This is a genomic window from Sphingomonas sp. BE138 (genome assembly GCF_031456125.1).
Taxonomy (GTDB): Bacteria; Pseudomonadota; Alphaproteobacteria; order Sphingomonadales; family Sphingomonadaceae; genus Sphingomonas.
On the sequence record NZ_JAVDUC010000028.1, the window covers coordinates 1 to 22,194 of the forward strand.

The window sequence follows — 22,194 nt, forward strand, 5'->3', positions numbered from 1 at the left end:
ACACCCGCCAAGGTCAATGCGACGCTGGCTTCCTGGCCAGCGAAGGAGTAAACTCGGCCAGCGTCTCGGATGGCAGTCATGAGAGCGTACGTTTTTGACCAGCCTCTCACCGGACCCCGGTATCGCGGAGCGGGTCGAAACCCGATTACACGACTGCATGAGCATGACCCTGCCCGATGCGATCATTGATGTCTGGAACGTCGAAACATTCGACGCCGAGCTACGCGGTAAACTCGACGCCTATGCCGACCTGATCCGGGATTATATGTCGACCGACAGGCGACAATGGCTTGAGCGTGAGGCTTCCGACCACACCGGAGCTTACCCCGAGAACGCCTTCGCGAGCATGTTCATTCGGGTAAAAGAGTATATCGTCATGCCGCTCATGGAGCTGCGCACGATCCGCGCTTGGCACTACACCCGCATGACTGATCGGGAAGTCGAGATTATACGCAGCGACGGCATCTATCCGTCCAGCCTTGCCAACTTTCGCGCGCGGCTAGACGCAGAGGTCGAGGCCGGTAGCTTCAGCGCGGAGATCGCTGATAAGCTGTTTGCCGACAGTCCCTATCAAAGCGATCAGCGGGCTTCCCGCTCGGGCAAGTTTTGGGCGGTATCGTACCCTCATAGTGTCGACGATGGCGGCGTGGAGCTACTGGTAGAAAGTTGGGGCGGAGAAGCCGCCTATTTCTGGCAGCAAGACGAGAGCTTGCAGACGATATTGAAGCGTATCGGACGCGCACGCGTGTTGGAGGTTGCCATACCTCTTTCGTATTCCCGCCACGCCTACGATGCCGCCCAAGCGGTTGTCGCAGCATATGGCAGGATGCTTGGCTGCGTCCCGGACAGTGGAGGCTTCGACCTTTACACCACTCAGCCGTTGCCCGCGCAGAACGTGCTTGCGGTCCATAGCGAAGGCGATCCGAGCTTTGCCATGATGGCGCGAGGCTACCCCCCATCCTTCGTCGAACACGACGATTGATGGCCTGTCCATCAAACGATCGTGGCTGTTGAAAAAGCCGTTGATCGCTAACTTCGCTTTGACTGCTGGCGCCCAAGCAGGCCTTCAACGGCACCTAAGATGCGCGATGCTGCTCACGCCCGTGTGTCACGCGCTTCAAAAAATTGAATTAGCCTGGAGCAGAATTGCCTGCGGAGAGTTACGTCGCAAACGCACACCATTGTCTCGTTTTAGAGGGGCCATGGGGAGCCGGGCTGGCAGAGGGGGCATGGTTGAGTGAAGATCACAGCGCGACCAGCGATCGCGAACAGAAACAGCCGAGTGAGTCCGGTTCGGAAGTCCAGGAGGATGCCGATGGAAAGCGCAACGCGTCGGATGATGACACCTCGGGTGACTCCGAAGCGGATCGCGACGACGACGCCGACAAGAAAAAGGATGGCGAGAACGACGACGCCGAGGATGGCGACGGCGATCAGGACGACGACGAAGACGATCGATCGGCCAAGGAAAAGGCCAGCGCCTGGCTGGATGAGCCGAAGCACAAGCTGATCGCGATTGCCGTACTTGTCCTGCTGGTGTTGGCCATCATCGGCGCTGTGTTGTGGTGGCTGGAAGCGCGCAAGTGGCAGTCGACTGACAACGCCTATATTCGCGGCCCCATCGCACGACTGTCCCCCGGTGTGTCCGGCAACGTGACCCGCGTGTTCGTCGTCGACAACCAGCTTGTCAGGGCGGGACAGCCGCTCGCCGCGATCAGCGTCGGCAGCTATGAGGTCGCGCTGCGGCAGGCGGAGGCGGAGGTCGAAAGCGCGCGTGCCGCGGTGCTTCAGGCGCAGGCGGCGCTTGTGTCCGCCCGTGCGCAGGTCCGCCAGGCAGGTGCCACCGCCCGCGCGCGCGACGCGGAAGCGGTTGCGGCCGACCGCGAATACCGTCGCTACGCTTCGCTGTCTCAGGGTGCCGTCGCCGAGCAGCAACGCGACCGCGCGCTCGCATCATCCCGATCAGCGCTCGAGACCGCGCGCGCCGCCGACGAGACGGTCCGCGCGCAAGCGGCAGGCATCGGTCAGGCGGAGGCGAATATCGTCGCCGCCCGGGCGCGTGTCCGGCAGGCGGAGGCCAACCTGGCCAACGCGCGGCTGCGTCGCGGCGACGCGACGGTGGTCGCTCCGATCGCCGGCCGGGTGACACAGTTCGACATCGAGCCGGGCGATTACCTGTCGCCCGGCCAGCCGCTCGCCGCGATCGTCGGCCCGGCGCGCTGGGTGGAGGCGAACTTCAAGGAGGATCAGCTGCGCCTGATGCGTCGCGGTCAGGCGGTGGAGCTGACGATATCGGCCTTCTCGGGTTTCAAACTGGCGGGCTACGTCGACAGCTTCCAGGCCGGTTCCGGCGCTCAGTTCTCCGCGCTGCCGCCGCAGAACGCGACCGGCAACTGGGTGAAGACGGTGCAGCGGGTGCCGGTCAAGATCCGCTTCCGCGACGATGCGTTCCGCGACTTCCCCGCCAACGCCGACATCGTTCCCGGCCTGTCGGTGACGGCGAGCGTCAAGGTGATGCCGTGAGCGCCACGCCCCGTTCGGCGGCCAAGCCCGGCGTCCCGCCGCTGCTGATCGCCGGGATCGTCAGTTTCGGCACCCTCTTCGAGACGATGAACTCGACCGGGCTCGCGGTCGCGCTGAACACCATCTCGGGCAACCTCGCCTCCTCGCCCGAGTCCAGCGACACCATCCTGACCGGCTATCTGGTGGCGCAGGCCGCGATCCTGCCGCTGTCAGGCTGGGCGTCGCTCTATTTCGGGCGCAAGCCGTTCTACATCTGCTGCGTCGCGGCGTTCACGATCGCCTCGGCGCTGTGCGCCATGGCGTGGAGCATCGAGAGCCTGATCTTCTTCCGCATCCTCCAAGGCATGGCGGCGGCCGGAAACGCGGCGAGCGAGAGTTCGATCATCGCCGACACGCTGCCGGCCGAACAGCGCGGACTGGGGTTCGCGCTCTACGGCATGGCGGTGGTACTCGGGCCGGCGATCGGCCCCGTCTATGGCGGCTGGGTGGCCGAGAACGCGTCGTGGCACTGGATCTTCTGGCTCAACGTACCCACCGGGATCGCTGCCGTGACCGGCTGCATCCTGCTGCTCAACGATCCTCCCGCCGTTCGCAACGCGACCAGGAAGCGTCGCGCCAAGGGCCTGCGTCTCGACTGGTTCGGCTTCCTTCTCGGCGCGGTGGGGCTCGCCTCGATCTCCTACGTGCTCGACCGGGGTCAGACGAACGACTGGTTCGCCACGTCCTCCATCCTCTGGGCGACGGTGATCGGCATAACCTGCCTGCTGCTCTGGCCGATCTGGGAGATGCTGGCGCGCGATCCGGTGGTGAAGTTCCGATTGTTCAAGAACCGCAATCCCGCGATCGCCGTGGTCCTGATCTTCGTGACCGGTGCCACCCTGTTCGGTACGCCGGCGATCGTGCCGCTGCTCTTGCAACAGCAGCTCGGCTACAACTCCACCACCGCCGGGCTGGTGCTCGGCCTGGGCGCGTTGCCCGTGCTGTTCCTGCTGCCGGTCACCGGCTTCCTGACCGGCAAGGTCGCCACCCGTCATCTCGTCGGCGTCGGCTTCGTTTCGGTCGGCATCGGCATGTATCTGTCGAGCCACATCTATCCCGACCTCAGCTTCTCGCAGATCGTCTGCTTCAGCATCGCGCAGCAGCTGGGTGTGGGGCTGATCTACACACCGCTCCAGAGCCAGAGCTATATCGGCGTGCCGGGCAAGCTGCGCGAACAGGCCGGGACGTTCATGGCCATCGCCGTGAACATGGGGGGATCGGTTGGGACCGCGCTCGCCGTCACGATGCTGGAGCGGGGGCAGCAGAGCTATCGCGAGCAGCTGGTCCCCTACGCCTCGCCTTGGCGCGACGAATACCAGCAGGCACTGCGGCAGTACGGTTCCGCGGAATCGTTCAGCCAGGCGATCGACACGCAGGCCGCGGTGCTGTCCTTCCAGGGCGTGTTCTTCATCATCGCGTGCGCCATCGCCGCCTGCCTGCCCCTGCTCTTCTTCCTGAAGGGCAAGCCGAGCCCGGAGGATCAGGAAGCATGAACCGTACGATCATGCTGCTGCCGCTGCTAACGCTGGCGGCCTGCGCCACCGGCCCGCGCTATGCCGAGCCCACCCCTATCACGGCGCTGGCGCGCCCCTACGCCAACGCGCCGCTGCCCGCCGCGATCGCGGAAGGGGCGCTGGAGCGTTGGTGGATCCAGCTCGGCGATCCGACGCTCGACGCGCTTGTCGCTGACACGCTGGCGCGCAACCTCGACCTCGACGCCGCCCGGGCCCGGTTGCGCCGCGCGCGCGCGCAGCGCGGCGTGACCCGCGCAGCGGGCTTGCCTACGCTCGACGGCACCGGCGCGGCGCAGCGGCAGCAGACCGGCAGCGGCAGCGCCAAACTGAATCTCGGCGAGGCCGGGGGCGGCGGTGCGGGCGGATCGACGGACACCCTGGGCATCGACGATATCCCGGGCTCCGCCTTCGAACTCTACCAGGCGAGCTTCGACGCGAGTTGGGAGGTAGATCTGTTCGGCGCAAATCGCGCCCGCACCCGGGCGGAAGATGCACGGGTCGCCGCGGCAGGCTTCGACATCGAGGACGTCCGCACCAGCCTCGCCGCCGAGGTCGCGCGCGACTATCTGGTCGTTCGCGAGGTCCAGGCGCGGCTCGCGGTGCTGGACCGCAACCTGGCGATCGCCCGCCGCACGCAGGCGCTGGCCCGCGAGCAGGAGCGCGCCGGGCTTGTGACGGAGGCGGACACCGCGCGGACCGACGCGCAAGTGCTCGGCATCGAGGCGCAGATTCCACAGCTCCGGATGCAGGAAACACAGGCGGCGCAGCGGCTGGCAGTGTTGGCCGCGCGCGAGCCGGCGGCGCTGCGCGACACCCTCTCCCCGGTCAGGCCCATTCCCGCCAGCGCCACTGTAGCGACGGGCATGCCGTCCGAGCTGCTGCTGCGCCGCCCCGACATCCGCCGGGCCGAGCGCGAGCTGGCCGCCGCCACCCATTCGGAAGCGGGCGCGGTGCGCGACCTTTATCCCAGCCTGTCGCTCAATGCTTCCTATGGCGGCATACGCACCGGCGGGCTGCTGGAATGGGCGAGCACGCTGTTCTCGCTGGGCGCGAACCTCACCGCGCCGATCTTCGACGGCGGGCGGCGTCGCGCCGAGGTCGAGCGCCAGCGCGCCAATGTCGACGAGGCGCTGGCGCGCTACCGCTCGGCGGTGCTGGGCGCGTTCCGCGAAGTCGAGGACGGACTCGTCGCATCGACGCGTAACCGCGAACGGCTGGTACTGGCGGAACGCACCGTGGAGCGACGTCGACGTGCGCGAACGGTGCTGGAGGAACAATATCGCGCCGGACTGGTCGGCCTGCTCGACCTGCTGACGGCCGAGCGCGATCTCGCCGAAGCCGAGACGCTCACCGCCAATGCGCGGGCACAGGTGACGGTGGACTGGATCGGGTTGCAAAAGGCGCTCGGCGGAGGCTGGCGCGTCGTGCCGGCCGTTGAACGGGAGAAAGGCGCATGACCGGACGAACGTGGATGCTTTCGGGCGGGTCGGTGCTGGCGCTGTTGCTCGCCAGCGGGTGCTCGGATCCCCTGGACGATGAACCCAAGGGGCAGACCATCCCGACCCATGCCGAACTGGCAACGACCTACGCAGCGGGCAGCGGGCCGGGCGGCACGGGCTCCGGCGGCGGGTCGGCGATGTCTTCCTCCGCGAACGGCGCGGTCGGCGGGGCGGCTGGTGCTGCGGGCGCTGGCAGTGAGGCAGCGCCACAGCAGGGCGGAACGTCCGGGGGTGGCCTCGTATCGGGGGCGCAAGGCGGCGGTGGGGCCGCGACGTCGGGCAGCGTCCCGCCAGCAGGATTGCAGTCCGCCCCCTCGGGCGGTGCGATGGGCGGGCAAGGCGGCATGAGCGGACAGGGCGGCACCTCCGGTGCGGGTGCCGGCACGGGCGGCGGATCGGGCGGCGGTTGATCCGCGAACCGCACCGGGGACCAGAACGCCATGAGACGTGATGCCGAGACGAACTATCTGCGCCTGCTGCACGCTGGTCGCTTGGCCATGCAGGAAGCGGGGGGCACGGCATCGATCGAGGCAATCTGTGCCACGGCCGGCGTGACGCGCGCGACCTTCTACCGGCATTTTCCCGATCGCGCGAAGCTGCACATCGCGGTGCTCGACCTCGAGCTCGAGGAGATGGCGAAAGCGCTGGCGGTGCCGGACATCGCCCCACTCGCCTTTCTGCGTATGCTGACCGACATGACGACCATCTACGATCGCTATCTGCTCGCCATGCCGGAACTGCCTGAATACGCCGAAGCGGAAAGCAATGGCGACAAGATCATCGCGGTCATCGCCCCGTCACTCGAGCGCGCTCAAGCGCTTGGCCTGATCCGTCAAGACGTCACTGGCTACGATGTGATGGTGGCTTGCCGGATGGCGGGATCGGACTGGCGGCTGGATCGACAGGCGTCGCAGAAGGACGCGCTTGAACACCGACTGTCACTAATTCTGAAGGGGCTGGCTGGAACCTGATGAGAGGCTAATGCAACGTACAGCAGGCTCCTCGTCGTCCCGGTCGGAGATGGGGATGTTGGAGAATGGCGCGCCAGTGGACGGTACGGGCAGGGGCGGAATGACACCCCAAGGCTCTGCGGTCCTATCCCATTAGGATGGTATTTCGGGATTATGGAAGTAGATCGGTTAGCCGGTTCCACCTGAGACATCAGGAGCCACTTTGGGGTCCGGGTCCTGCGCCTTGCCGGTCGCGGGTGCCACCTTCTGGCTCGGCATAGCGGTGAGATAAGCAACGATCGCATCGACGTCCTTCTCGGCCACTGGCGCCTTATACACCTCACGCATCTTGGTGACGGTCGCCTTCCACTGATCCGCCGATAGCGCAGGCTGGGTCAGCGCCATGCTGGCTGAGTGGCACGAGGTGCAATTGGCATTGATGACGTCGGCGTGCGGACCGTCGGGGTAGGTCGCGTCGTCGGCCGGCAGGTCGACGCTGGTCGAGGCAAGCGAGAAGCCGCGCGCTGACACGCTGGCGGCCGGTGCCGGCTCAGACATCTCGGAGATCGGAACGGGCGCCTTGCGGCTGCTCGGCGCGCCGATCGAGACGAGGATGATGCCGGTCAGGCCGATCAGGCCAGCAGCCATCATGCCGGGAGACGGAGTCTTCATGATTTGCTCGCTCCTCAGGCCGCGATGATGGTGGTGGTTTCAATGTTGCCGCGCATGAACCCGCCGGGATTCCAGATCGGCTTCATCGGCTGAGCGACACCGTTGGTGTTCCAGCAGCGCACCATGATGGGGTTAGGCCCGCGTCTCAGCGGCACCCGCCCGTCCCAGCGCCGGAAGCTGTACCTGCCCTCGTCCGCTCCGAGCGTCGTCCTGTACCAGGTGCGGCCACCGTCCGACGACACATCGACCTTGGCGACGCCGCAATCGCCGCCCATTGCGATGCCGCCGACCGGGATCGACGCTTCATAGGCGATCGCCTGACCATCGGGCAGGCTGGTCATCCAGCTACGCGGGATCATGCGATTGATCGGTACGGTCGGGAAGTCCTTGGCACCGGGCGCGACATTCGCGCCGGGTGTCGCGGGGATCTTGTAGGCCTTGGCCATCCAATACTGGTCGTCAGGGCCGGGCAGTACCTCGATCGCGTTCAGCATCTTGACCCAATAGGTCGAGTACCAGCCCGGCACGATCAGCCGGCAGGGAAAGCCGTTGAGGAGCGGCAGTTGCTCGCCGTTCATGCCGAAGGCGATCATGACCTCGCCGTCGCGGGCATGGTCGATGTCGAGTGCCTTCTCGAAGTCAGGAGCGCCCGCCACGACCGGCTGATCGAGAGCGCCGAAGCGCACCTGCACCGCGCCTGCCTTGACCCCGGCGAGGTCGAGCACGTCGCGCAGGCGAACGCCGAGCCACTTGGCGTTGCCCATCGCGCCATTGCCCCATTGCGCGCCGGCGACGCGCGGCTGGAACAGCCCGCGGCTGTTGCCCGAGCACTGGTTCACCGCCGCCATCTCGACCCGTGGAAGGCGCAGCAGCTGAGCGAGGCTGATCGACAGCGGCCGATTGACGTGGCCGAAGACGTTGAGGCGGAAAGTCTCGACATCGATCGAGGTCGGGATGTCGGCCCAGTGCCAGCGGACGAAGAACTGGTCGTTGGGCGTGAACACCGACTTGTCGAACACGTCCATCGGCGTTTCCAGCAAGGGCGGATGGACACGCTGGAGGATCATGCTGCCCTTGCCGGGAAAGGCGCTGGTCATCGGCCGTTCGGCATTGCCGCCAGGCAGCTTCAGGTCGACGAGCTGCTGCGCCAGTGCCGGCGCGGCGGCAAGGCCGGCGGTACCGAGCGCGGCATGCCTGAGAAAGCGGCGACGGCTGGTCTCACTCGCCAGTCCGGCGTCGAAATTGTCCATGACAAGGCTCTCCTGTGGCCAGCCACGCTGGCGGATCGAAGGGGCGTTTCGCAAGTGATCGGACCGACTGATCCGATCATCATGGCGGATCAGTTCGGGGTGGCGATGCAGGGTGAGACGAACAGGTTGCCGCGCCATGCGCCGGCCAGCGTCTTGGCGCCGACGAGCAGCCACATCGCCGCAAGCGCGACTGTCAGCACCGTGCCGACGAAACCGAAGAAACCGAGGTTCAGCGTCGTGCCTAGGCGGAAGGTGGCGACGGTGTAGACGCCGAGCGGAAAGGTATAGCCCCACCAGCCCAGGTTGAACGGGACGCCGGCGCGCCAGTAGCGGATGGTGATGAGCGTCGCGAGCGCCAGCCACCACAGGCCGAAGCCCCACAGGCAGAGTCCGGCCACAACGCCGATCCCTTCCGCGACGGTACCGACACCGGCCAGCCCGTGCGCCGCGAGGATCGCCGGCGCGTCCGCCCCGAGCACCAGCATGCCCAGAGCACCCGTGCCGATCGGTCCCAGCGCCAGCCAGGAAGATGCCGCCATGCTCTCATGCGGCAGCTTGTGGAGCGCCATGCGCAGGATGAGGATGGCGAGGATGCCGAACGCGACCGGCACCGAATAGGCCCACAGCACATAGGAGGTTGCAAGCGTGACTAGCTGCGCGTGAGGATCGGTCAGATGCGGCGCGAGCAGCCCGCCGTTGGCGCCCGCCACTTCGGCAGCGACGACCGGCAGCAGCCATACCGCGGTCATGCCGTCCAGGCTGTGCTCGTGACGGGTGAACATCATGTACGGGATCAGGACGCCACAGGCGAGCGACATGGCGACGTCGATCCACCACAGGACGTGTGCGACCGGTACGATGCCATTCCCGAACCGTGCGATGCCGAAGGCGAGGCAGCCGTTGATGATCGTCGCGAGGCCCATCGGGATGGTGCCGATGAACATCGACACGGTGTTATGCCCGAAGATGCGCCGCGCCTCGTGCCCGAACATCGCCCAGCGCGCACCATAAAGGCCGGCGAACAGCGCGAAGAGTGCGATATTGAAGAACCACAACACCTCGCCGACGGGTTTAAGCGAAGGCCCGATGCCGGGCACCTGCGGCAGCGCGAGGGCAAGGATGCCCGTGCCCATCGTCGCGGCGAACCAGTTGGGCGTGAACTGACGGATCATCTCGCGGGGATGATCGAGCCGGCTGAGCGGCTTGAGGCCGCTCAGAACGGAGTGCGTGTCGGCAGTCATGCGACCTGCTCCTTGATGAGGTCCGTCAGCGCGTCGGCCGCGCGGGTGCGATAGCGTTCCTTGTGGCGCAGCGCGTGAAAGGCGCGGTCGGGCAGCCCGAGCGGCAGCTCGACAAGGTCACCGGCCTTGAGCGCACGAGCTACGACCAATCGCGACAAGACGGCAACGCCGGCACCGGCCTCGACCGCGGTACGCACCGCCTCGTTGGACGGCAGCGTCATCGCTATCGTCAGCTGGGCCGGATCAAACCCGCGCGTTCGCAGCACGTCCTCGAAGGTCGAGCGCGTACCGGATCCCAGCTCACGGACGATCCAGCGTTCAGTGCGCAGCCAGGCCTCGTCGACACGTTCGGCGTCCTCGCGGCCGACCAGCACCATCGGATCACGCCCGACAGTCCAGTGGGCGAGTGCCGGTTCGTCCACCTCGCCCTCGACAAAGCCGAGTTCCGCCGCGCCGCTCAGGACCTGCGCTGCCGCACCTTCGGTGTTGTCGATCGCGAGCTCAACCGCGATCTGCGGGTGGCGTTCGTGGAAGGCGGCGAGCTTTGCCGGCAACCAGTAGCTCGCGATCGTCTGGCTGGCGACGATCCGCAATGAACCACGGGCAAGCCCGGCATAGTCCGCCAGCATCGTCTCGGCATGCGCTGCCCGCCCCAGCACCGCGCGCGCTTCCTCCAGAAAGCCGCGGCCTGCTTCGGTCAGCTGGATGCCACGCCCGACGCGGTGAAACAGAGGAACCCCGTAGCGCGCTTCGAGGGCAGCAATCGCGCCGGAGGCAGCAGACTGCGTGACGTTCAGCACCTCCGCTGCCTTTGTAACGTGTTCGCGCTCGGCGACACCGACGAAGATTCTGAGCTGCTCCAGGGTCATGCAGCTTATATCGCGCAATCTGATCGATACGACCAACCGTTTGATCTGCTCATTCCAATCTGGATATCGGAACGATCGGCAGCCTTTCGTCTGTGATGGTCTTGAAGACTTGAAGCGATCCGCGCGCTTGCGGCGTTTGTTCGTCCATGACCGATATGATCGAGCGCAAATCCGATCCCTACAACGCCGAGCCGACGCCCAGTGCGTTGATCGAGCGGTTCCTGACGCCGCAGGCGCTGTTCTACGTGCGCAGCCACGGGCCAGTGCCGGATCTGCCCGCCAATCATCGGATCGAGGTGAGCGGGACGGGCATGGCGAGCCGCTCTTTCTCGGTAGAGGAACTGAAAGCTACGTTCCCCACGCGGACGGTGACGGCAGTTCTCCAGTGCGCCGGCAACCGGCGCACTGACCTCCAGCAGGTCGGAAAAACGTCGGGTGATCCTTGGGATGTCGGCGCGATCGGCAATGCAGAGTGGACCGGCGTACGCCTGGCCGATGTGCTCGATGCGGTCGGCGCACCTGATGCGTCCGACCTGTTCGTGGCGTTCACCGGCGCGGACGAGGTGGACGTGGAGGGCGAGGAAGCCTTGTTCGGGGTATCGATCGCCATGAGCAAGGCGCGGCAGCCCGACGTCCTCCTCGTCTGGGCGATGAACGGCGAGCCGCTGACGCCCGAACACGGCGCACCGCTCCGCATGGTGGTGCCGGGCTATGCCGGCGTGCGCAGCGCCAAATGGCTGACACGGATCGAGGTGCGAGACATGCCTTCCGACGCACCGATCCAGGCGCACGACTACAAGCTGTTTCCCGCCGATGTGACGAGCGACACCGTCGACTGGAGCCGGGGTCTGACCATCAATGCCATGCCGCTCAACGCCGCGATCTGCGTGCCCGGCTCTGGCGAAAGCCTGCCGGCCGGGGAGGTGCGGATCGAGGGCTATGCCATCGCCTATGATCGCCGCGTCTCTCGGGTCGAAGTGTCGGTAAACGGTGGTCGCGAGTGGCAACAGGCGACGTTCGCCGATGATCCGGAGACGCACTGGGGTTGGCGGCGCTGGACCCTCGACGCCACGCTTGCCAAAGGTCGCCAGCACCTTGTCGTGCGCGCCTTCGACGGGGCTGGACAGGGACAGCCCGAACGGCCGGACACGATGTGGAACTTCGCCGGATATCTGTGCACCGCCTGGCATCACGTCCACGTGCTGGTCGAATGATCGAAGCGTCAGCGGCATCGGACATCGGCTTCTGGATCGATGCGATCGGGCGGCTGGTGGTGGCGACCGCGGCCGGGATGGTGCTCGGCTGGGAACGCTCGCGCGAGAACCGGCAGATCATGGGCTTGCGAACGCTGGGTCTGGTCGGTCTGGCGAGCTGCATCGCCGTGCAGGCGGTCGTGCATAGTGGCCTGCCAAATGTAAACGCCGACGCCGCAGGGCGGGCGATGCAGGGCATTCTGACAGGCGTCGGTTTCATCGGTGCCGGCGCGGTGCTGCGGGTCGGCCAGGGTCAGGAAGTGCATGGATTGGCGACCGCCGCGTGCATCTGGGTGACGGCCACGATCGGCGCGGCAGCGGGGTTGGCAGTGTGGCCGCTCATCATCGGCGGGGTGAGCCTTGCAATGCTCGTCCTGTTCGTCGGTGCGCCGCTGGAACGCCGCATCCGCGAGCGGGCTCGCCGGACGCCGGCCGAGGCCGACAGGAAGGACGTCGAGCGCAAGCCGTGATCCCGCTGGATCGCCCGGTGCCTGTCGGCGTCGGGAAGCGGCAAGGTGCAATCAGGACACCAGCGCCGCATCGGCCTGGCGCCGGACCTCGTCGGCGATCGGATGCAACTCGGCCGCGGGTCGCTCGCCCACCACACTATAGCCGATCCCATCAACCGCCCATGTGACCCGGCCCATGGTCCCGCTGGACGTGCTGGTCATGCTCGCGGTCTTGTCGATCTGCATAGGCCTCGTCAGCACCGCGAGTTTCGACGCTTGCGGTCCGTCGTAGAGGAGCAGTGCCGCAGGGCCGTGAGGCGTCGCGACCAATCGCCCCCCGCCATAGCGATAGCCGGCTGTGCTGAGGTCCGGGATGGTGACGCGCTCACCCAGTCGGGCGGAGGTCCACCGGATCAGCATGGCGCGCTGGTCGGGGCCGATTTCCGCCGGTCGTATCCGGTCGGCGGCATAGACACGGAAATTGTCACTCGCCTCGTTGGCCAGCGCCGCGATGCCCGCGCGGGGTTCACCGCTCCACCGCGCGCTCGACCAGCCCCCGCCAAACCCCAACGCCAGCAGAAGTGACGCGGCAATGGCGAGTTGCCAACGCGGTTGCCTTTGCCGTCCCCTGATCGCTGCCACGCGCATCGTCGCCGGAATGGGTTCGTCCGCGATCGTGGTGAACAGGGATGCGAGGGCTCGCGCCTGCTCCGCCTGCTCCCGCAAACGGGCATGCAGATCCGGCTGGCCTTTAAGGTAGGCGTCAACCAGGCGCTGCCGCTCGGGCGACAACCTGCCATCGATCCATGCGGCCAGATCGTCCTCGCCGATCGGGCTGGTCATTGCACGCTCCTCAATCGCGGCCGTTCACCCTCCCGGAGGAGTGTCGCCAGACGGTCGCGCCCCCGCGATATGCGCGACATCACCGTGCCCAGCGGCACGCCGACGACGGCAGCGACCTCCGCATAGGGCAGACCCTCGACCGATACGAGGAGCAGCACCGTTCGCTGCTCTTCAGGCAACGCATCAAGCGCGCGCAGCAGGTCGCGGTGGTGCAGGCCTGTGTCCTGATCGGCCGGACGGCCGAGCGCGGTGTCGTCCACGAGGTGGAGCGGAACCGCTGTGCCTCGCCGGCTACGCTGCCGCTGATGGTCGACCAACAGATTGTGCAGGATCGCGTAGACCCATGGGCGAACCTCCACCCCGCGCCGCTGTCGCCATCGCCCGACCGCGCGCTCGAGGCAATCCTGCACCACGTCGTCCGCCATCGCCCGATCGCGCAGCCACGACCGGGCATAGCGGCGCAGGCCGGGGATCAGGGGTTCGATCGCGGCGGCAAGAGGGTCCATTTCAGTCGCGCTGCACCTGCACGATGCGTCCAGGCGCGCCGTTCACCACCTCCGCCACCGCCAGAAAGCGGCGGGGCGTCGCGGTGCTGCCCTGAACGATCTGCCGGATCGGACCCGATGCGTTGACGATCGCCGCACCTGCCGGGTTGCTCATGAAGTTCGCAAGCGGCTCTACCGCACCACTGCCGTCCGCATTGGCGGTCAGCACGAGCATGTAAGGCTTTTTGGGCTGCAAACCGGTAACGGCACTTTGCACGACCTGAATGATGCCCTGGTCGAAGAGGGTGATGCTGCTTGCTGTACCTTTGCCGCCGATCGGCCCCATGGTCAGATGCAACGCCTTGCCGGCCGTGCCGAGCGGCTGGAGATTGTCGGTGCCGGGGCCTGTCGGAACTGCGTTCGACACATAGGCGATCGCCTGCGGTGCCTGTCCGACCGGCACGGTGGCAACGACCGTGTTGCCAGCGGTGTCGATCGCGGCGAGCTCATCGGCATTCTCCAGCCCGACGTAGATGCGCCGGCCGTCGCCCGATGGCCAGACACCGTGCGGCATCTTGCCGACCGGGATGGTGGCGACGGGCGCGAAGTCGGATGTGCGGAACACCTTCACCGCATTCTCTCCGCCGACCGTCACATAGGCGAACTGCCCCTTGGCCGTGCGGGCGAAGTTGACATGGTTGGTGATCGGCCCGGTATCCAGCACCTTCAGGATCGCGAAGGGTGGTCTCGCATCGAATGCGACCGTCTTGCCGATGTCCTTCAGCGTGAACCACACCTGCTTGCCGTCCGGCGTCGCGGCAATATTGGGACAGAACGGGCTTGGCTGTGCCACCTGTCCGACCTGCGCGTGGGTCGCGACATCGAACACGGCCAGCACCGGATTGAACGACGAACAGACATAGCCGTACCGGCCATCGGGAGAGAAGATCGTCATGCCCGGACCACCGGGCGTCTTGATGCGCCCCGTCTCCTTGTACGTCGTGGGGTCGAGCACGGCGATATAATCCTCGCCGCGGACCGTGACCCACACCTCCTTGCCGTTTGGCGTGAAGAACGCCTCGTGCGGACTGCGCCCGACATAGGTCGTGTGTTTGACCGTGTTGGTGGCGGTGTCGATCCACGACACGGCGTTCGATCCGATCGACACGACCGCCAAGGTCTTCCCGTCCGGCGAGAAGCCGAGGCCGTGGACCAGCACCTGTCCCTTGTAGAGCGGCGAAAAGTTCATCGGCTGCGGATCGCCGAGCTTGATGGCGCCGAGCAGCCGGTTGTCGGCCGGGTCCGTCACCGACACCGTGTTGGAGAATTGTTCAGACGCATAGACGCGGTCGCGGTGGCTGACGGGCATGTCCTTAGCGTTCCACGGCGCCTGCTGGGCCATGGCGAGGCCCGGTGCGGCGCTCATCAGCAAGGCGGCCGAGCGCAGGATGGTCCGGATCATGTCAGTGCTCCATAGGGCTATGGTGGTCGCCGCCCTGCGTCGGGGCTGGCGTCGAAGGGGGTAGCGGCTGACCGATCGCCAGCTTCATGGCGGCGATCTCCTGCTGCTGGTCGATGATGATCTCCTGCGCGATGCGCTTGAGCTGCTCGTTATGGCCATAGCGCAGCTCCGCCACCGCCATATCGATGGCGCCCTGATGATGCGGGAGCATCATCGCCACGAAGTCGCGGTCGACGTCGCCGGACGGCTTGACCATCATGCCCGCCATCATCCGGTCCATCGCGGCAGACACTATGCTGGCGTAGCCATCGGCAGGGGAGGCCGCGGCTGCGCCTGTAAGTAGGGCCGGAGCAGTCAGACCCAGCATCCAGTTTCGTCTATGCATAAGCCTCCGGCGCATCAGTCCTGAAAGCATAGACGACGCTCGTCCGGGTTTATTCCATGGGTGAGCCGGTTATCAGCCTTCCCGATTGGGAAGGTTGATCGAGAACGACGGTGCATCCCGTGAGGTCGGATCAGGGCCACCGGGGCGAGCGTTCCCGAATGCTGTTCCCGATTGCTTTTTCCCGAAATAGTGCCGGATCAACGGGGAAACGGGACGCTTGAACCTGTCGGAAAACATCTGATTGCCGTCGTTCGAGGGTGCCACCAAAGCAACCGCTCGTATCCCCCTCGCGACATAGGCGATAATCCCTGTCGGATAGCCAGCATGTGGGGAAATGGGCCGGCATGGGTTTTCCGACAGGCTAAGCGTAGTTTCGTGCCCGTTCTATGTCATGACCCCTTCTAGGCTGCGCCGGGACGCTGCACCAGATCAGTGCGCGACGCCCAGCACCATCCAGATAGCCATGGCGACCATCATCACGTTCTCGGTGAGCGACAGGAAGCCCAGCGGCACATTGCTGTCACCGCCCACGCACGCGCATTTCAGCTCGCGCTTGTCGACATACACGGCCTTGATGACCGAGACCGCCCCGATCGTCCCGATCACCAGCGCGATCGGCACCGACAACCAGGTCAACACGCCGGCCGCCATCAGCACGCCCGCCGCGCCTTCCGCGTAGGGGTAGATATAGGAGTATGGCACCCAGCGCTTCGCGAGCAAGTCGTAGTTGAGGAACATGGTCGCGAACTTCTCGACGTTCTGGAGCTTCAACAGCGCCAGCACACACATGGAGAAGGCGATGAACCACTCACCGGCGCGTACCGTGAAGGGTGTGCCGAGCACGGCATAGCTGGCCGCCAGCGCCATTAATGCCGTCATCGCAAACACAACCGCGACCGGCCGGTAGGTCACCGCCTTGGGGTCGGCCACGGTCTTGCCGAAAAACCGGCGCAGATCGTCGTAGCCGCCTACCCGCTCGCCACCGATGAAGGTCTGGGGTGTCGTTTTGACCCCGTGCTCGGCTTTGAATGCGTCGGTTTCCTCGCGCGTCGTCAGCCAATGGTCCTCGACCTCGTAGCCGCGTCGGTGCAGCAGGTCCTTTGCCTTCAAGCCGTAGGGGCAGGTGTGCGTCGGCATCACCATGCGGTAGATCGTTGCCTTCTTGGGCGCCGCGGTCGCCATGTTCTTCTCCACCATGTTCGCGACACCTATATAGGGGCCGTACCATGGTACGGAGTCAAGGCATGGCCGACGTGACAATTGCGGGGCTCGCGCGCGAGGGCGGCGTCGGTGTAGAAACGGTCCGCTATTATCAGCGCAGAGGGTTGCTCGAGACGCCGGAGAGGCCTGAAGGATCGGGCTCGAATGGCGGTATTCGCCGCTACACAGCAGACGATGTTCGCCGGCTCCGGTTCATCCGATCGGCGCAGGCCGCTGGCTTCACGTTGGAGCAGATCGGAGAACTGGTGGCGCTGGACGCGACCGACGATCGCGCTCGGGCACGCCAGCTTGCCAACGAGCGGATCGCGGCGCTGGATGCAAAGATCCAGGAGCTGAAGCGCGTCCGCGCATCACTCCAGCGGCTTGCTCATGAATGTGGGTCGGGCTCGGAAGGCCCCTGCCCCATTCTAACCGCGTTCGACGCCGACTGATCCGGTCGGTGCTATACCCCTTCCGCGCTGATCGCCTCTTGTTCCGGCGCGGGAAGGTGGCGGTAGAGCGTCGGGACCGAGACGCCGATCGCCGGCGCGATCTCGCGCATCGGCATTCCGGAGGCCAGGAGCTTACGGGCCGCCTCGAGCCGCTTGGGCGTCATCACTGTCTTGCGGCCGCCTACCCTGCCCTCGCGCTTCGCCACCATCAGTGCGGCCGTCGTGCGCTCGCGGTTCAGGTCCCGCTCCATCTCCGCCATCGCCGCCATGATGTGGAAGACGAGCTTGCCGGCGGTGCCGGCGGTATCGATCCCGTCCGTCAGCGAGCGGAAGCCGATACCCCGCTCCGCCAGCTCGGCCGCAAGATCGACCAGGCCTTTCATCGTCCGGCCGAGCCGGTCGAGCTTCCAGACCACCAGCACGTCGCCGGCGCGAGCGTGTGACAGGGCATCGGCCAAGCCGATCCGGTTCGCCTTCGCACCGCTCGCCTTGTCGCTGAAGGTCCGCTCACACCCCGCTTCGCGTAGTGCGTCGAGTTGCGGCGTCAGATCCTGTTCGGGGGTCGACACCCGCGCATAGCCGATCAGCATGGCACCTTCTCAAAACTCATCTCACGTGCCTAGCACGACCAACCGCAATCGAGAATGTGTTTTGATACACGCTCCGCGCCTGCTAGACTGTGGATGTCGGCGCTGATTGGCATGTCATGTCAGCGAAAAATGGCACGTTGAAACAGCTGAATGCGCTGGGAAGCAGTCGGGCTGCGCAGTAGCATCCCAGCTTCAGAGCAATCATTCACCTCCGGCGGCGAACACCAATAAGTACGACCGGGGTGATGTAGAACCATGCTGCTAAGATTGCCCAAATGGCTATGCCTTCAAGTGTGCTCTCCACCGAAAAAGACGGCCAAAGCGGCAGTTCCAGGGTCAATAGGCTGAAAAGACCGATCGGGATCGCGATTGCCAGCCAAGCAATGAGCGCGAGCCAAAACAGCCAATTGCGGAGGGCGGGTAACCTATCAGCCATAGCGTCAGAATGACTGCTTCGGGAGCGGACATCAAGGTTATCGAACGTCTGCAAGTGAACGGCATCGGAATGGCAGCTACGGGTCACGTGACGCCAATCACGAGCGTGCTACGTGCTGCCTCGACCACCTCCTCCGTGATGGCATTCATGCCGTTGATCCGTAGGATGCGCTCGATCTGGACGAACAGGCGGTGCAGCAGCCGGAAATTGCCCCCAGTCATGCGTACGATCGCGGCGACCGCCTGCGCATCTGTGAAGTCCGCGTCGTCCATGGCGAGCCCAAGGTCGCGCCAACGGCGCGTCAGCACGAACGTCAGCTCCTGGTCCTGCAACGGCCGGTACTGGTGAGCGAAGCCGACCCGGCTGAAAAGCTGCGGGTAGCGGGCCATGCGCTTCTCGATGCCGGGCATCCCGATCAGGATCAGCCCGACCCCATGCCGGTCGAACAGGTCGCGCACATATTCCAGCCCGGTCGTAGACAGACGCTCCACTTCGTCCACGATCAGCAGTTCGACGGAGCGCTTGCGACGGGTGTCGGGCAAGCCGCCTGACTTGGGGCGGACGTGCTGATCGATGCAGATGTCGACCCGGCTCATGAGGTGCGGCAGATCGTGGCGCAGCTCTCGAAAGGCGCAGCCGACCGTGGGGGTGTAAAACACGGCGCGCGAGCGATCGAGGTCGGCATAGACTTTGAGATCGGATGGATCGCGCGCACCCCATGTGGTGAGTAGCGAGATCGCGCCATCCCACCGGGCATAGCGACGGGCGGACAGCGTTTTGCCGACGCCGGCGGGCCCATGGCACAGACCAATGTAACGGTGCTTGCGGACGGCATCCGCAAACTCGGTAAAGCGACGATGCTCCTGGGTGGAGATGAAGCTAGTATGGCGCGCGCCCGCGTCGGTCATCACTCGCCTTCGATGTAGGTGCGAAGGCGGGGTTTGCTGCGTACCGGAGCAGGTGCTGCGACGGAGGCAGCTTCCAGCACCGGTTCTCGGACCGGTCCGGCTCGCGCGGGAAGAAGGATGGATGGCAGATGATCCTCAACTTGCGCCTTCCGCGCCCTGATCTCGTTCCGCAGCTGACGGCGGTGTGCGATGCGGGCGGCCTGTACATCCTTGAGGGTTATGCTGTGGCCCGCATGATCGGCACTGACGGCCCGGCATAGGAAGGCGTTGCGGTGAAAAACGCGGACCTCGCCCATGTCGCGAGGATCGTACCGGATCGTCACCGGTTCACCGACATATGCCGCGAGCGTCGGATCGAAGTACCGCAAGCCCTCGAAGCGGATGCCATCGCGGTGCACCGTGCGAGGCTTCGCCACCATGACCAGCAGCGCATCCAGCTCGGCTAGGCTCTCCGGCATCCGGGGCAGCCATCCCTTGCCACGCCAAGCGTCCACGGGCGCCATGCCGATCCCGCGATGACGGCGGGCATTGTAGGTCGAAACGATGTAGGCGCCGATGGCTGCATCGAGTGTGGGTAGCGACAGACGGGGCGACGACACCGGCTTGCCGGCGTGCAGATTGCCCGGCAGCTCGGGCAATAGCTCGGTGTTGATGGTGCGGAACAGCCGCTCGATTTTGCCGCGTCCCTGTGGACGCGCAACGGCGGAGTAGATCAGGCGGATGCGGAGGTCGGCCGCAGCCTGTTCGAGGTGGAGGCTGGTGAAGTTCGACCCGTGATCGACGTGCAGCACGTCGGGAATGCCGCACACCGGCCAAGCTGGCTCGACCTTGCGCCAGATCGCCTGCCTCAGCGCGAGCGACGTGTTGAGCGCCGATGGCGCGCCAAGGAAGACCATATAGCCCGCGATCACGCGCGAATGGTCGTCCAGCACCGTCGTCAGCCACGGCCGTACGGGCTTACCACCGGCATCGAGAGTCAGGATGTCGAGCTGGGTATGGTCGGCCTGCCATGTAGCGTTTGGGCGGTCAGCCCGATGCCGGTGCACCAGTTCATACCTGTCCCGGAAAACGGCAGCGCCTTCATGCGCCAGTGTCAGCATGGCCGGATCGATCCGACGGACAATGTCGCGCACGCTGCCGTAAGATGGGGTGCGCCAGCCCCGTTCACCTGCCAGGCCGGCGAGCCGGCGATGGATGGTCGCGATCGAAGGTGGAGGCTTCATCAGCGCCATGCCCTCGATCAGCTCGACTAATGCCTTGGGGAACGTACGCCCGCCCGTCCCTGGTCGCGGAGGGCGCGCGAGCCCGGCCGGACCATCGGCGCGGTAGCGCGCCAGCCAGCGTCGGGCGGTACGGATCGGAACGCCGGCCTGACCGGCCGCATCTACCAGCGGCACCGCGTCATGCAGATGCGGTCGCAGCACGGCCATGCGTTTCGCGACCTCGGCGCTTTCAATCTGCCGCCCTCGATCATCCGCCATGGTAATCGCCTCTGTCCGATAGAGGATCGTTCTGCGGACCCGCGTCAGGTCATGAAACGGTTACGGAAAACAGCCAAACGCCGAGTCTCACATAGATGGTACCATATGTTTTGCGATGATGGGGCGTTATGCGTTACAGTCTGACCGATGACGCACACCTTGATCGGCTATGCCCGCTGCTCGACCGACAAACAGGATCTCGCCACTCAGCATGACGTGCTGCTGAAGCTCGGGGTGGCGGCCGATCGCATCTATACCGACAAGGGGTTCACCGGCACGAACCGGGAGCGGCCCGGCCTCGACCAAGCGCTTGCAGCCGTACGAAGCGGCGACACGCTGGTGGTCCCCAAGCTCGACAGGCTCGCACGGTCAGTGCCGGATGCGCGCGCGATTGGGGACGGTCTCGCCGCCCGTGGGATCAAACTCCAGCTTGGCGCGAGCGTCCACGACCCTAGCGACCCGATGGGCAAGTTGTTTTTCAACATCCTCGCAACCTTCGCCGAGTTCGAGGCCGACCTGATCCGGATGCGGACTCGCGAAGGTATGGCTGTCGCGCGTGCCAAGGGGAAGCTGCGCGGAAAGAAGCCCAAGCTGTCCGATCGGCAGCAGAAGGAGTTGCGCCGTATGTACGACACCGGCGACTACTCAATCAGTGACCTTGCCGAGCTGTTCTCTATCTCGCGCCCCACTGTGTATCGAACACTCGGGCGGCAGCCGGTAACACCGGCAAAGGCAGCTTGATGGTATAAACGCCCACATGCCGACATTAGTCGGCCGCAACAGAAGCAATTATGAACAATCCATTCTGCTGCTTACTATACATCGTTGGCGGTACCGGATTTCTTCGTGTAACCCGAAAGTGATTTCTTTACAAGAAAATACAATAATCCAGTAACTGCCCATGCGGAACCCCAGTACATGCCAATAAGAATTAGGATAGCGGAGTTGCCAAGAGCATTACTGGCGTTGCTTCGGAAGATTGCAGATGCGATTACAGAAATCGTGATACAGACGAGAGGCGGTGATATCACGGATAGGATCAAGGACTTACGGCGTAGTGCAATTTCAACCGGGTAAACCGTACATACAGTAAAAGTAAACCCAACCGGTATGATGATCACAAACGCGAAAAGTGCCCCCATAGTACTAGACGGCATGCCGTCCTTCACGATCATGTAAATATAAAATGCTAGAGACGCTAGTAGCGTAATCATTCTTACAAAAAATTCGATAACCATCATCGCTATATACTATATAAATCCATTTATCTTAGGTTATTATAGCAATTTACTAGCGTCTAGTAACCAAGACATTAAGTCCGTCCCTGGCACAATGGAGACAGAAGGGCACGTAGCCGATCGAACATCAGCGACAGCGTGCTATTGCGTCCGAATAGCGCAACAGGTGACGTTCGAATAGCAACGGTGCCAGTCCCCCAGCGTGACCGGACGATCGTCGATCGGGGCATCCGGCAACATGCCGATTGTGGCATCGACCGGATTGCCGACGCAATTGTTGGCGGCGCTGACCATTAGGCGCTCGGCTACCGCCCGTCGCGTCGGCCATTGCCGGACATGCGGCGTCAGACGTACGCTCCGTGTCAACGGCGGAGCAAAATCCGGCCACGGTGGCGGTGTAAAAGTAGGCCAGCGGTCGAGGCGTGATGACGACATGGAAAGGGCCCCGATCGGGG

At 64.9% G+C, this 22,194-nt stretch carries 24 protein-coding genes; 10 read left to right on the plus strand and 14 right to left on the minus strand.

Annotation, left to right across the window (positions count from 1 at the left end; translation table 11 throughout):
- The first annotated feature begins 163 nt into the window (after positions 1-163).
- The 6 genes from J2Y58_RS18825 to J2Y58_RS18850 all read left to right on the plus strand — a co-directional run bounded on the left by J2Y58_RS18825 (position 164) and on the right by J2Y58_RS18850 (position 6,546).
- Positions 164-982, plus strand: coding sequence for a hypothetical protein (locus J2Y58_RS18825; protein ID WP_164727769.1), 819 nt, complete (start codon positions 164-166; stop codon positions 980-982).
- 251 nt (positions 983-1,233) lie between these two features.
- A complete protein-coding gene (locus tag J2Y58_RS18830; RefSeq protein ID WP_149683491.1) occupies positions 1,234-2,523 on the plus strand; it encodes an HlyD family secretion protein in 1,290 nt (429 codons plus the stop codon).
- Positions 2,520-4,055, plus strand: a complete 1,536-nt coding sequence (locus J2Y58_RS18835) for a DHA2 family efflux MFS transporter permease subunit (protein ID WP_310106605.1) — start codon at positions 2,520-2,522, stop codon at positions 4,053-4,055. The genes J2Y58_RS18830 and J2Y58_RS18835 overlap by 4 nt, the downstream gene beginning before the upstream one ends.
- Positions 4,052-5,533 (plus strand): efflux transporter outer membrane subunit, encoded by a 1,482-nt coding sequence (locus J2Y58_RS18840; protein ID WP_149683489.1) that lies wholly within the window; start codon positions 4,052-4,054, stop codon positions 5,531-5,533. The genes J2Y58_RS18835 and J2Y58_RS18840 overlap by 4 nt, the downstream gene beginning before the upstream one ends.
- On the plus strand, positions 5,530-5,985 hold the full coding sequence (locus J2Y58_RS18845) for a hypothetical protein (protein WP_149683488.1): 456 nt from the start codon (positions 5,530-5,532) through the stop codon (positions 5,983-5,985). The genes J2Y58_RS18840 and J2Y58_RS18845 overlap by 4 nt, the downstream gene beginning before the upstream one ends.
- Positions 5,986-6,015: 30 nt before the next feature.
- The gene (locus tag J2Y58_RS18850) at positions 6,016-6,546 is read left to right on the plus strand and encodes a TetR/AcrR family transcriptional regulator (protein WP_149683487.1); all 531 of its coding nucleotides are present in this window, start codon (positions 6,016-6,018) and stop codon (positions 6,544-6,546) included.
- A 168-nt stretch (positions 6,547-6,714) separates the two neighbouring features.
- Here J2Y58_RS18850 and J2Y58_RS18855 read toward each other — a convergent pair whose 3' ends face one another.
- The 4 genes from J2Y58_RS18855 to J2Y58_RS18870 all read right to left on the minus strand — a co-directional run bounded on the left by J2Y58_RS18855 (position 6,715) and on the right by J2Y58_RS18870 (position 10,557).
- Complete coding sequence (locus J2Y58_RS18855; protein ID WP_007406258.1) at positions 6,715-7,197, minus strand: cytochrome c; 483 nt, start codon at positions 7,195-7,197, stop codon at positions 6,715-6,717.
- Between the two features lie 14 nt (positions 7,198-7,211).
- The gene (locus J2Y58_RS18860) at positions 7,212-8,447 is read right to left on the minus strand and encodes a molybdopterin-dependent oxidoreductase (protein WP_149683486.1); all 1,236 of its coding nucleotides are present in this window, start codon (positions 8,445-8,447) and stop codon (positions 7,212-7,214) included.
- Positions 8,448-8,536: 89 nt separating this feature from the next.
- Positions 8,537-9,688, minus strand: coding sequence for a TDT family transporter (locus J2Y58_RS18865; protein ID WP_058733709.1), 1,152 nt, complete (start codon positions 9,686-9,688; stop codon positions 8,537-8,539).
- Complete coding sequence (locus J2Y58_RS18870) at positions 9,685-10,557, minus strand: LysR family transcriptional regulator (RefSeq protein ID WP_058733710.1); 873 nt, start codon at positions 10,555-10,557, stop codon at positions 9,685-9,687. The genes J2Y58_RS18865 and J2Y58_RS18870 overlap by 4 nt, the downstream gene beginning before the upstream one ends.
- Positions 10,558-10,703: 146 nt before the next feature.
- Between J2Y58_RS18870 and J2Y58_RS18875 the strand changes: the two genes are divergently transcribed.
- Both J2Y58_RS18875 and J2Y58_RS18880 read left to right on the plus strand, forming a co-directional pair.
- Positions 10,704-11,771 (plus strand): molybdopterin-dependent oxidoreductase, encoded by a 1,068-nt coding sequence (locus J2Y58_RS18875; RefSeq protein WP_058733711.1) that lies wholly within the window; start codon positions 10,704-10,706, stop codon positions 11,769-11,771.
- A complete protein-coding gene (locus tag J2Y58_RS18880) occupies positions 11,768-12,280 on the plus strand; it encodes an MgtC/SapB family protein (protein ID WP_058733712.1) in 513 nt (170 codons plus the stop codon). The genes J2Y58_RS18875 and J2Y58_RS18880 overlap by 4 nt, the downstream gene beginning before the upstream one ends.
- Before the next feature lie 51 nt (positions 12,281-12,331).
- Here J2Y58_RS18880 and J2Y58_RS18885 read toward each other — a convergent pair whose 3' ends face one another.
- The 5 genes from J2Y58_RS18885 to J2Y58_RS18905 form a co-directional block, all read right to left on the minus strand.
- Positions 12,332-13,102: an anti-sigma factor gene (locus J2Y58_RS18885; RefSeq protein WP_058733713.1), complete on the minus strand. Its 771-nt coding sequence runs from the start codon at positions 13,100-13,102 to the stop codon at positions 12,332-12,334.
- Positions 13,099-13,608 carry an RNA polymerase sigma factor gene (locus J2Y58_RS18890; protein WP_058733714.1) on the minus strand — a complete coding sequence of 170 codons (510 nt, stop codon included), beginning with the start codon at positions 13,606-13,608 and terminating at the stop codon, positions 13,099-13,101. Before J2Y58_RS18890 ends, J2Y58_RS18885 begins: the two co-directional genes overlap by 4 nt.
- Before the next feature lies 1 nt (position 13,609).
- Complete coding sequence (locus J2Y58_RS18895; RefSeq protein WP_310106623.1) at positions 13,610-15,049, minus strand: beta-propeller fold lactonase family protein; 1,440 nt, start codon at positions 15,047-15,049, stop codon at positions 13,610-13,612.
- A gap of 1 nt (position 15,050) precedes the next feature.
- Complete coding sequence (locus tag J2Y58_RS18900) at positions 15,051-15,416, minus strand: DUF305 domain-containing protein (RefSeq protein WP_082898374.1); 366 nt, start codon at positions 15,414-15,416, stop codon at positions 15,051-15,053.
- Positions 15,417-15,863: 447 nt separating this feature from the next.
- Entirely contained in the window at positions 15,864-16,616 is a 753-nt protein-coding gene (locus J2Y58_RS18905) for a MauE/DoxX family redox-associated membrane protein (RefSeq protein WP_041043302.1), read from the minus strand.
- A gap of 62 nt (positions 16,617-16,678) precedes the next feature.
- Between J2Y58_RS18905 and J2Y58_RS18910 the strand changes: the two genes are divergently transcribed.
- Positions 16,679-17,086, plus strand: coding sequence for a MerR family DNA-binding protein (locus tag J2Y58_RS18910; RefSeq protein ID WP_041043303.1), 408 nt, complete (start codon positions 16,679-16,681; stop codon positions 17,084-17,086).
- A gap of 11 nt (positions 17,087-17,097) precedes the next feature.
- Here the strand turns inward: J2Y58_RS18910 and J2Y58_RS18915 are convergent, their stop codons facing one another.
- The 4 genes from J2Y58_RS18915 to J2Y58_RS18930 form a co-directional block, all read right to left on the minus strand.
- Entirely contained in the window at positions 17,098-17,676 is a 579-nt protein-coding gene (locus J2Y58_RS18915; RefSeq protein ID WP_310106631.1) for a recombinase family protein, read from the minus strand.
- A gap of 205 nt (positions 17,677-17,881) precedes the next feature.
- On the minus strand, positions 17,882-18,166 hold the full coding sequence (locus tag J2Y58_RS18920) for a hypothetical protein (RefSeq protein WP_310106634.1): 285 nt from the start codon (positions 18,164-18,166) through the stop codon (positions 17,882-17,884).
- A gap of 29 nt (positions 18,167-18,195) precedes the next feature.
- On the minus strand, positions 18,196-19,020 hold the full coding sequence (locus J2Y58_RS18925; RefSeq protein ID WP_310106637.1) for an AAA family ATPase: 825 nt from the start codon (positions 19,018-19,020) through the stop codon (positions 18,196-18,198).
- Positions 19,020-20,501, minus strand: coding sequence for a Mu transposase C-terminal domain-containing protein (locus J2Y58_RS18930; RefSeq protein WP_310106640.1), 1,482 nt, complete (start codon positions 20,499-20,501; stop codon positions 19,020-19,022). Before J2Y58_RS18930 ends, J2Y58_RS18925 begins: the two co-directional genes overlap by 1 nt.
- Before the next feature lie 147 nt (positions 20,502-20,648).
- On the opposite strand from J2Y58_RS18930, the gene J2Y58_RS18935 reads away from it, so the two are divergent.
- Positions 20,649-21,242, plus strand: a complete 594-nt coding sequence (locus J2Y58_RS18935; protein ID WP_310106643.1) for a recombinase family protein — start codon at positions 20,649-20,651, stop codon at positions 21,240-21,242.
- 638 nt (positions 21,243-21,880) lie between these two features.
- Here the strand turns inward: J2Y58_RS18935 and J2Y58_RS18940 are convergent.
- Positions 21,881-22,194, minus strand: a 314-nt coding sequence (locus J2Y58_RS18940) for a hypothetical protein (protein WP_310106646.1), incomplete at its 5' end; no start/stop codon positions are given.

What these genes read in the sequence shown, in the direction of transcription:
- J2Y58_RS18845 (WP_149683488.1), top strand. Translation starts at nt 5,530, where the DNA reads ATGACCGGACGAACGTGGATGCTTTCGGGCGGGTCGGTGCTGGCGCTG.
- J2Y58_RS18825 (WP_164727769.1), top strand. Translation starts at nt 164, where the DNA reads ATGACCCTGCCCGATGCGATCATTGATGTCTGGAACGTCGAAACATTC.
- J2Y58_RS18865 (WP_058733709.1), bottom strand. Translation starts at nt 9,688, where the DNA reads ATGACTGCCGACACGCACTCCGTTCTGAGCGGCCTCAAGCCGCTCAGC.
- J2Y58_RS18850 (WP_149683487.1), top strand. Translation starts at nt 6,016, where the DNA reads ATGAGACGTGATGCCGAGACGAACTATCTGCGCCTGCTGCACGCTGGT.
- J2Y58_RS18935 (WP_310106643.1), top strand. Translation starts at nt 20,649, where the DNA reads ATGACGCACACCTTGATCGGCTATGCCCGCTGCTCGACCGACAAACAG.
- J2Y58_RS18930 (WP_310106640.1), bottom strand. Translation starts at nt 20,501, where the DNA reads ATGGCGGATGATCGAGGGCGGCAGATTGAAAGCGCCGAGGTCGCGAAA.
- J2Y58_RS18905 (WP_041043302.1), bottom strand. Translation starts at nt 16,616, where the DNA reads ATGGCGACCGCGGCGCCCAAGAAGGCAACGATCTACCGCATGGTGATG.
- J2Y58_RS18855 (WP_007406258.1), bottom strand. Translation starts at nt 7,197, where the DNA reads ATGAAGACTCCGTCTCCCGGCATGATGGCTGCTGGCCTGATCGGCCTG.
- J2Y58_RS18885 (WP_058733713.1), bottom strand. Translation starts at nt 13,102, where the DNA reads ATGACCAGCCCGATCGGCGAGGACGATCTGGCCGCATGGATCGATGGC.
- J2Y58_RS18875 (WP_058733711.1), top strand. Translation starts at nt 10,704, where the DNA reads ATGACCGATATGATCGAGCGCAAATCCGATCCCTACAACGCCGAGCCG.
- J2Y58_RS18925 (WP_310106637.1), bottom strand. Translation starts at nt 19,020, where the DNA reads ATGACCGACGCGGGCGCGCGCCATACTAGCTTCATCTCCACCCAGGAG.
- J2Y58_RS18900 (WP_082898374.1), bottom strand. Translation starts at nt 15,416, where the DNA reads ATGCTGGGTCTGACTGCTCCGGCCCTACTTACAGGCGCAGCCGCGGCC.
- J2Y58_RS18910 (WP_041043303.1), top strand. Translation starts at nt 16,679, where the DNA reads ATGGCCGACGTGACAATTGCGGGGCTCGCGCGCGAGGGCGGCGTCGGT.
- J2Y58_RS18880 (WP_058733712.1), top strand. Translation starts at nt 11,768, where the DNA reads ATGATCGAAGCGTCAGCGGCATCGGACATCGGCTTCTGGATCGATGCG.
- J2Y58_RS18915 (WP_310106631.1), bottom strand. Translation starts at nt 17,676, where the DNA reads ATGCTGATCGGCTATGCGCGGGTGTCGACCCCCGAACAGGATCTGACG.
- J2Y58_RS18870 (WP_058733710.1), bottom strand. Translation starts at nt 10,557, where the DNA reads ATGACCCTGGAGCAGCTCAGAATCTTCGTCGGTGTCGCCGAGCGCGAA.
- J2Y58_RS18895 (WP_310106623.1), bottom strand. Translation starts at nt 15,049, where the DNA reads ATGATCCGGACCATCCTGCGCTCGGCCGCCTTGCTGATGAGCGCCGCA.
- J2Y58_RS18890 (WP_058733714.1), bottom strand. Translation starts at nt 13,608, where the DNA reads ATGGACCCTCTTGCCGCCGCGATCGAACCCCTGATCCCCGGCCTGCGC.
- J2Y58_RS18860 (WP_149683486.1), bottom strand. Translation starts at nt 8,447, where the DNA reads ATGGACAATTTCGACGCCGGACTGGCGAGTGAGACCAGCCGTCGCCGC.
- J2Y58_RS18840 (WP_149683489.1), top strand. Translation starts at nt 4,052, where the DNA reads ATGAACCGTACGATCATGCTGCTGCCGCTGCTAACGCTGGCGGCCTGC.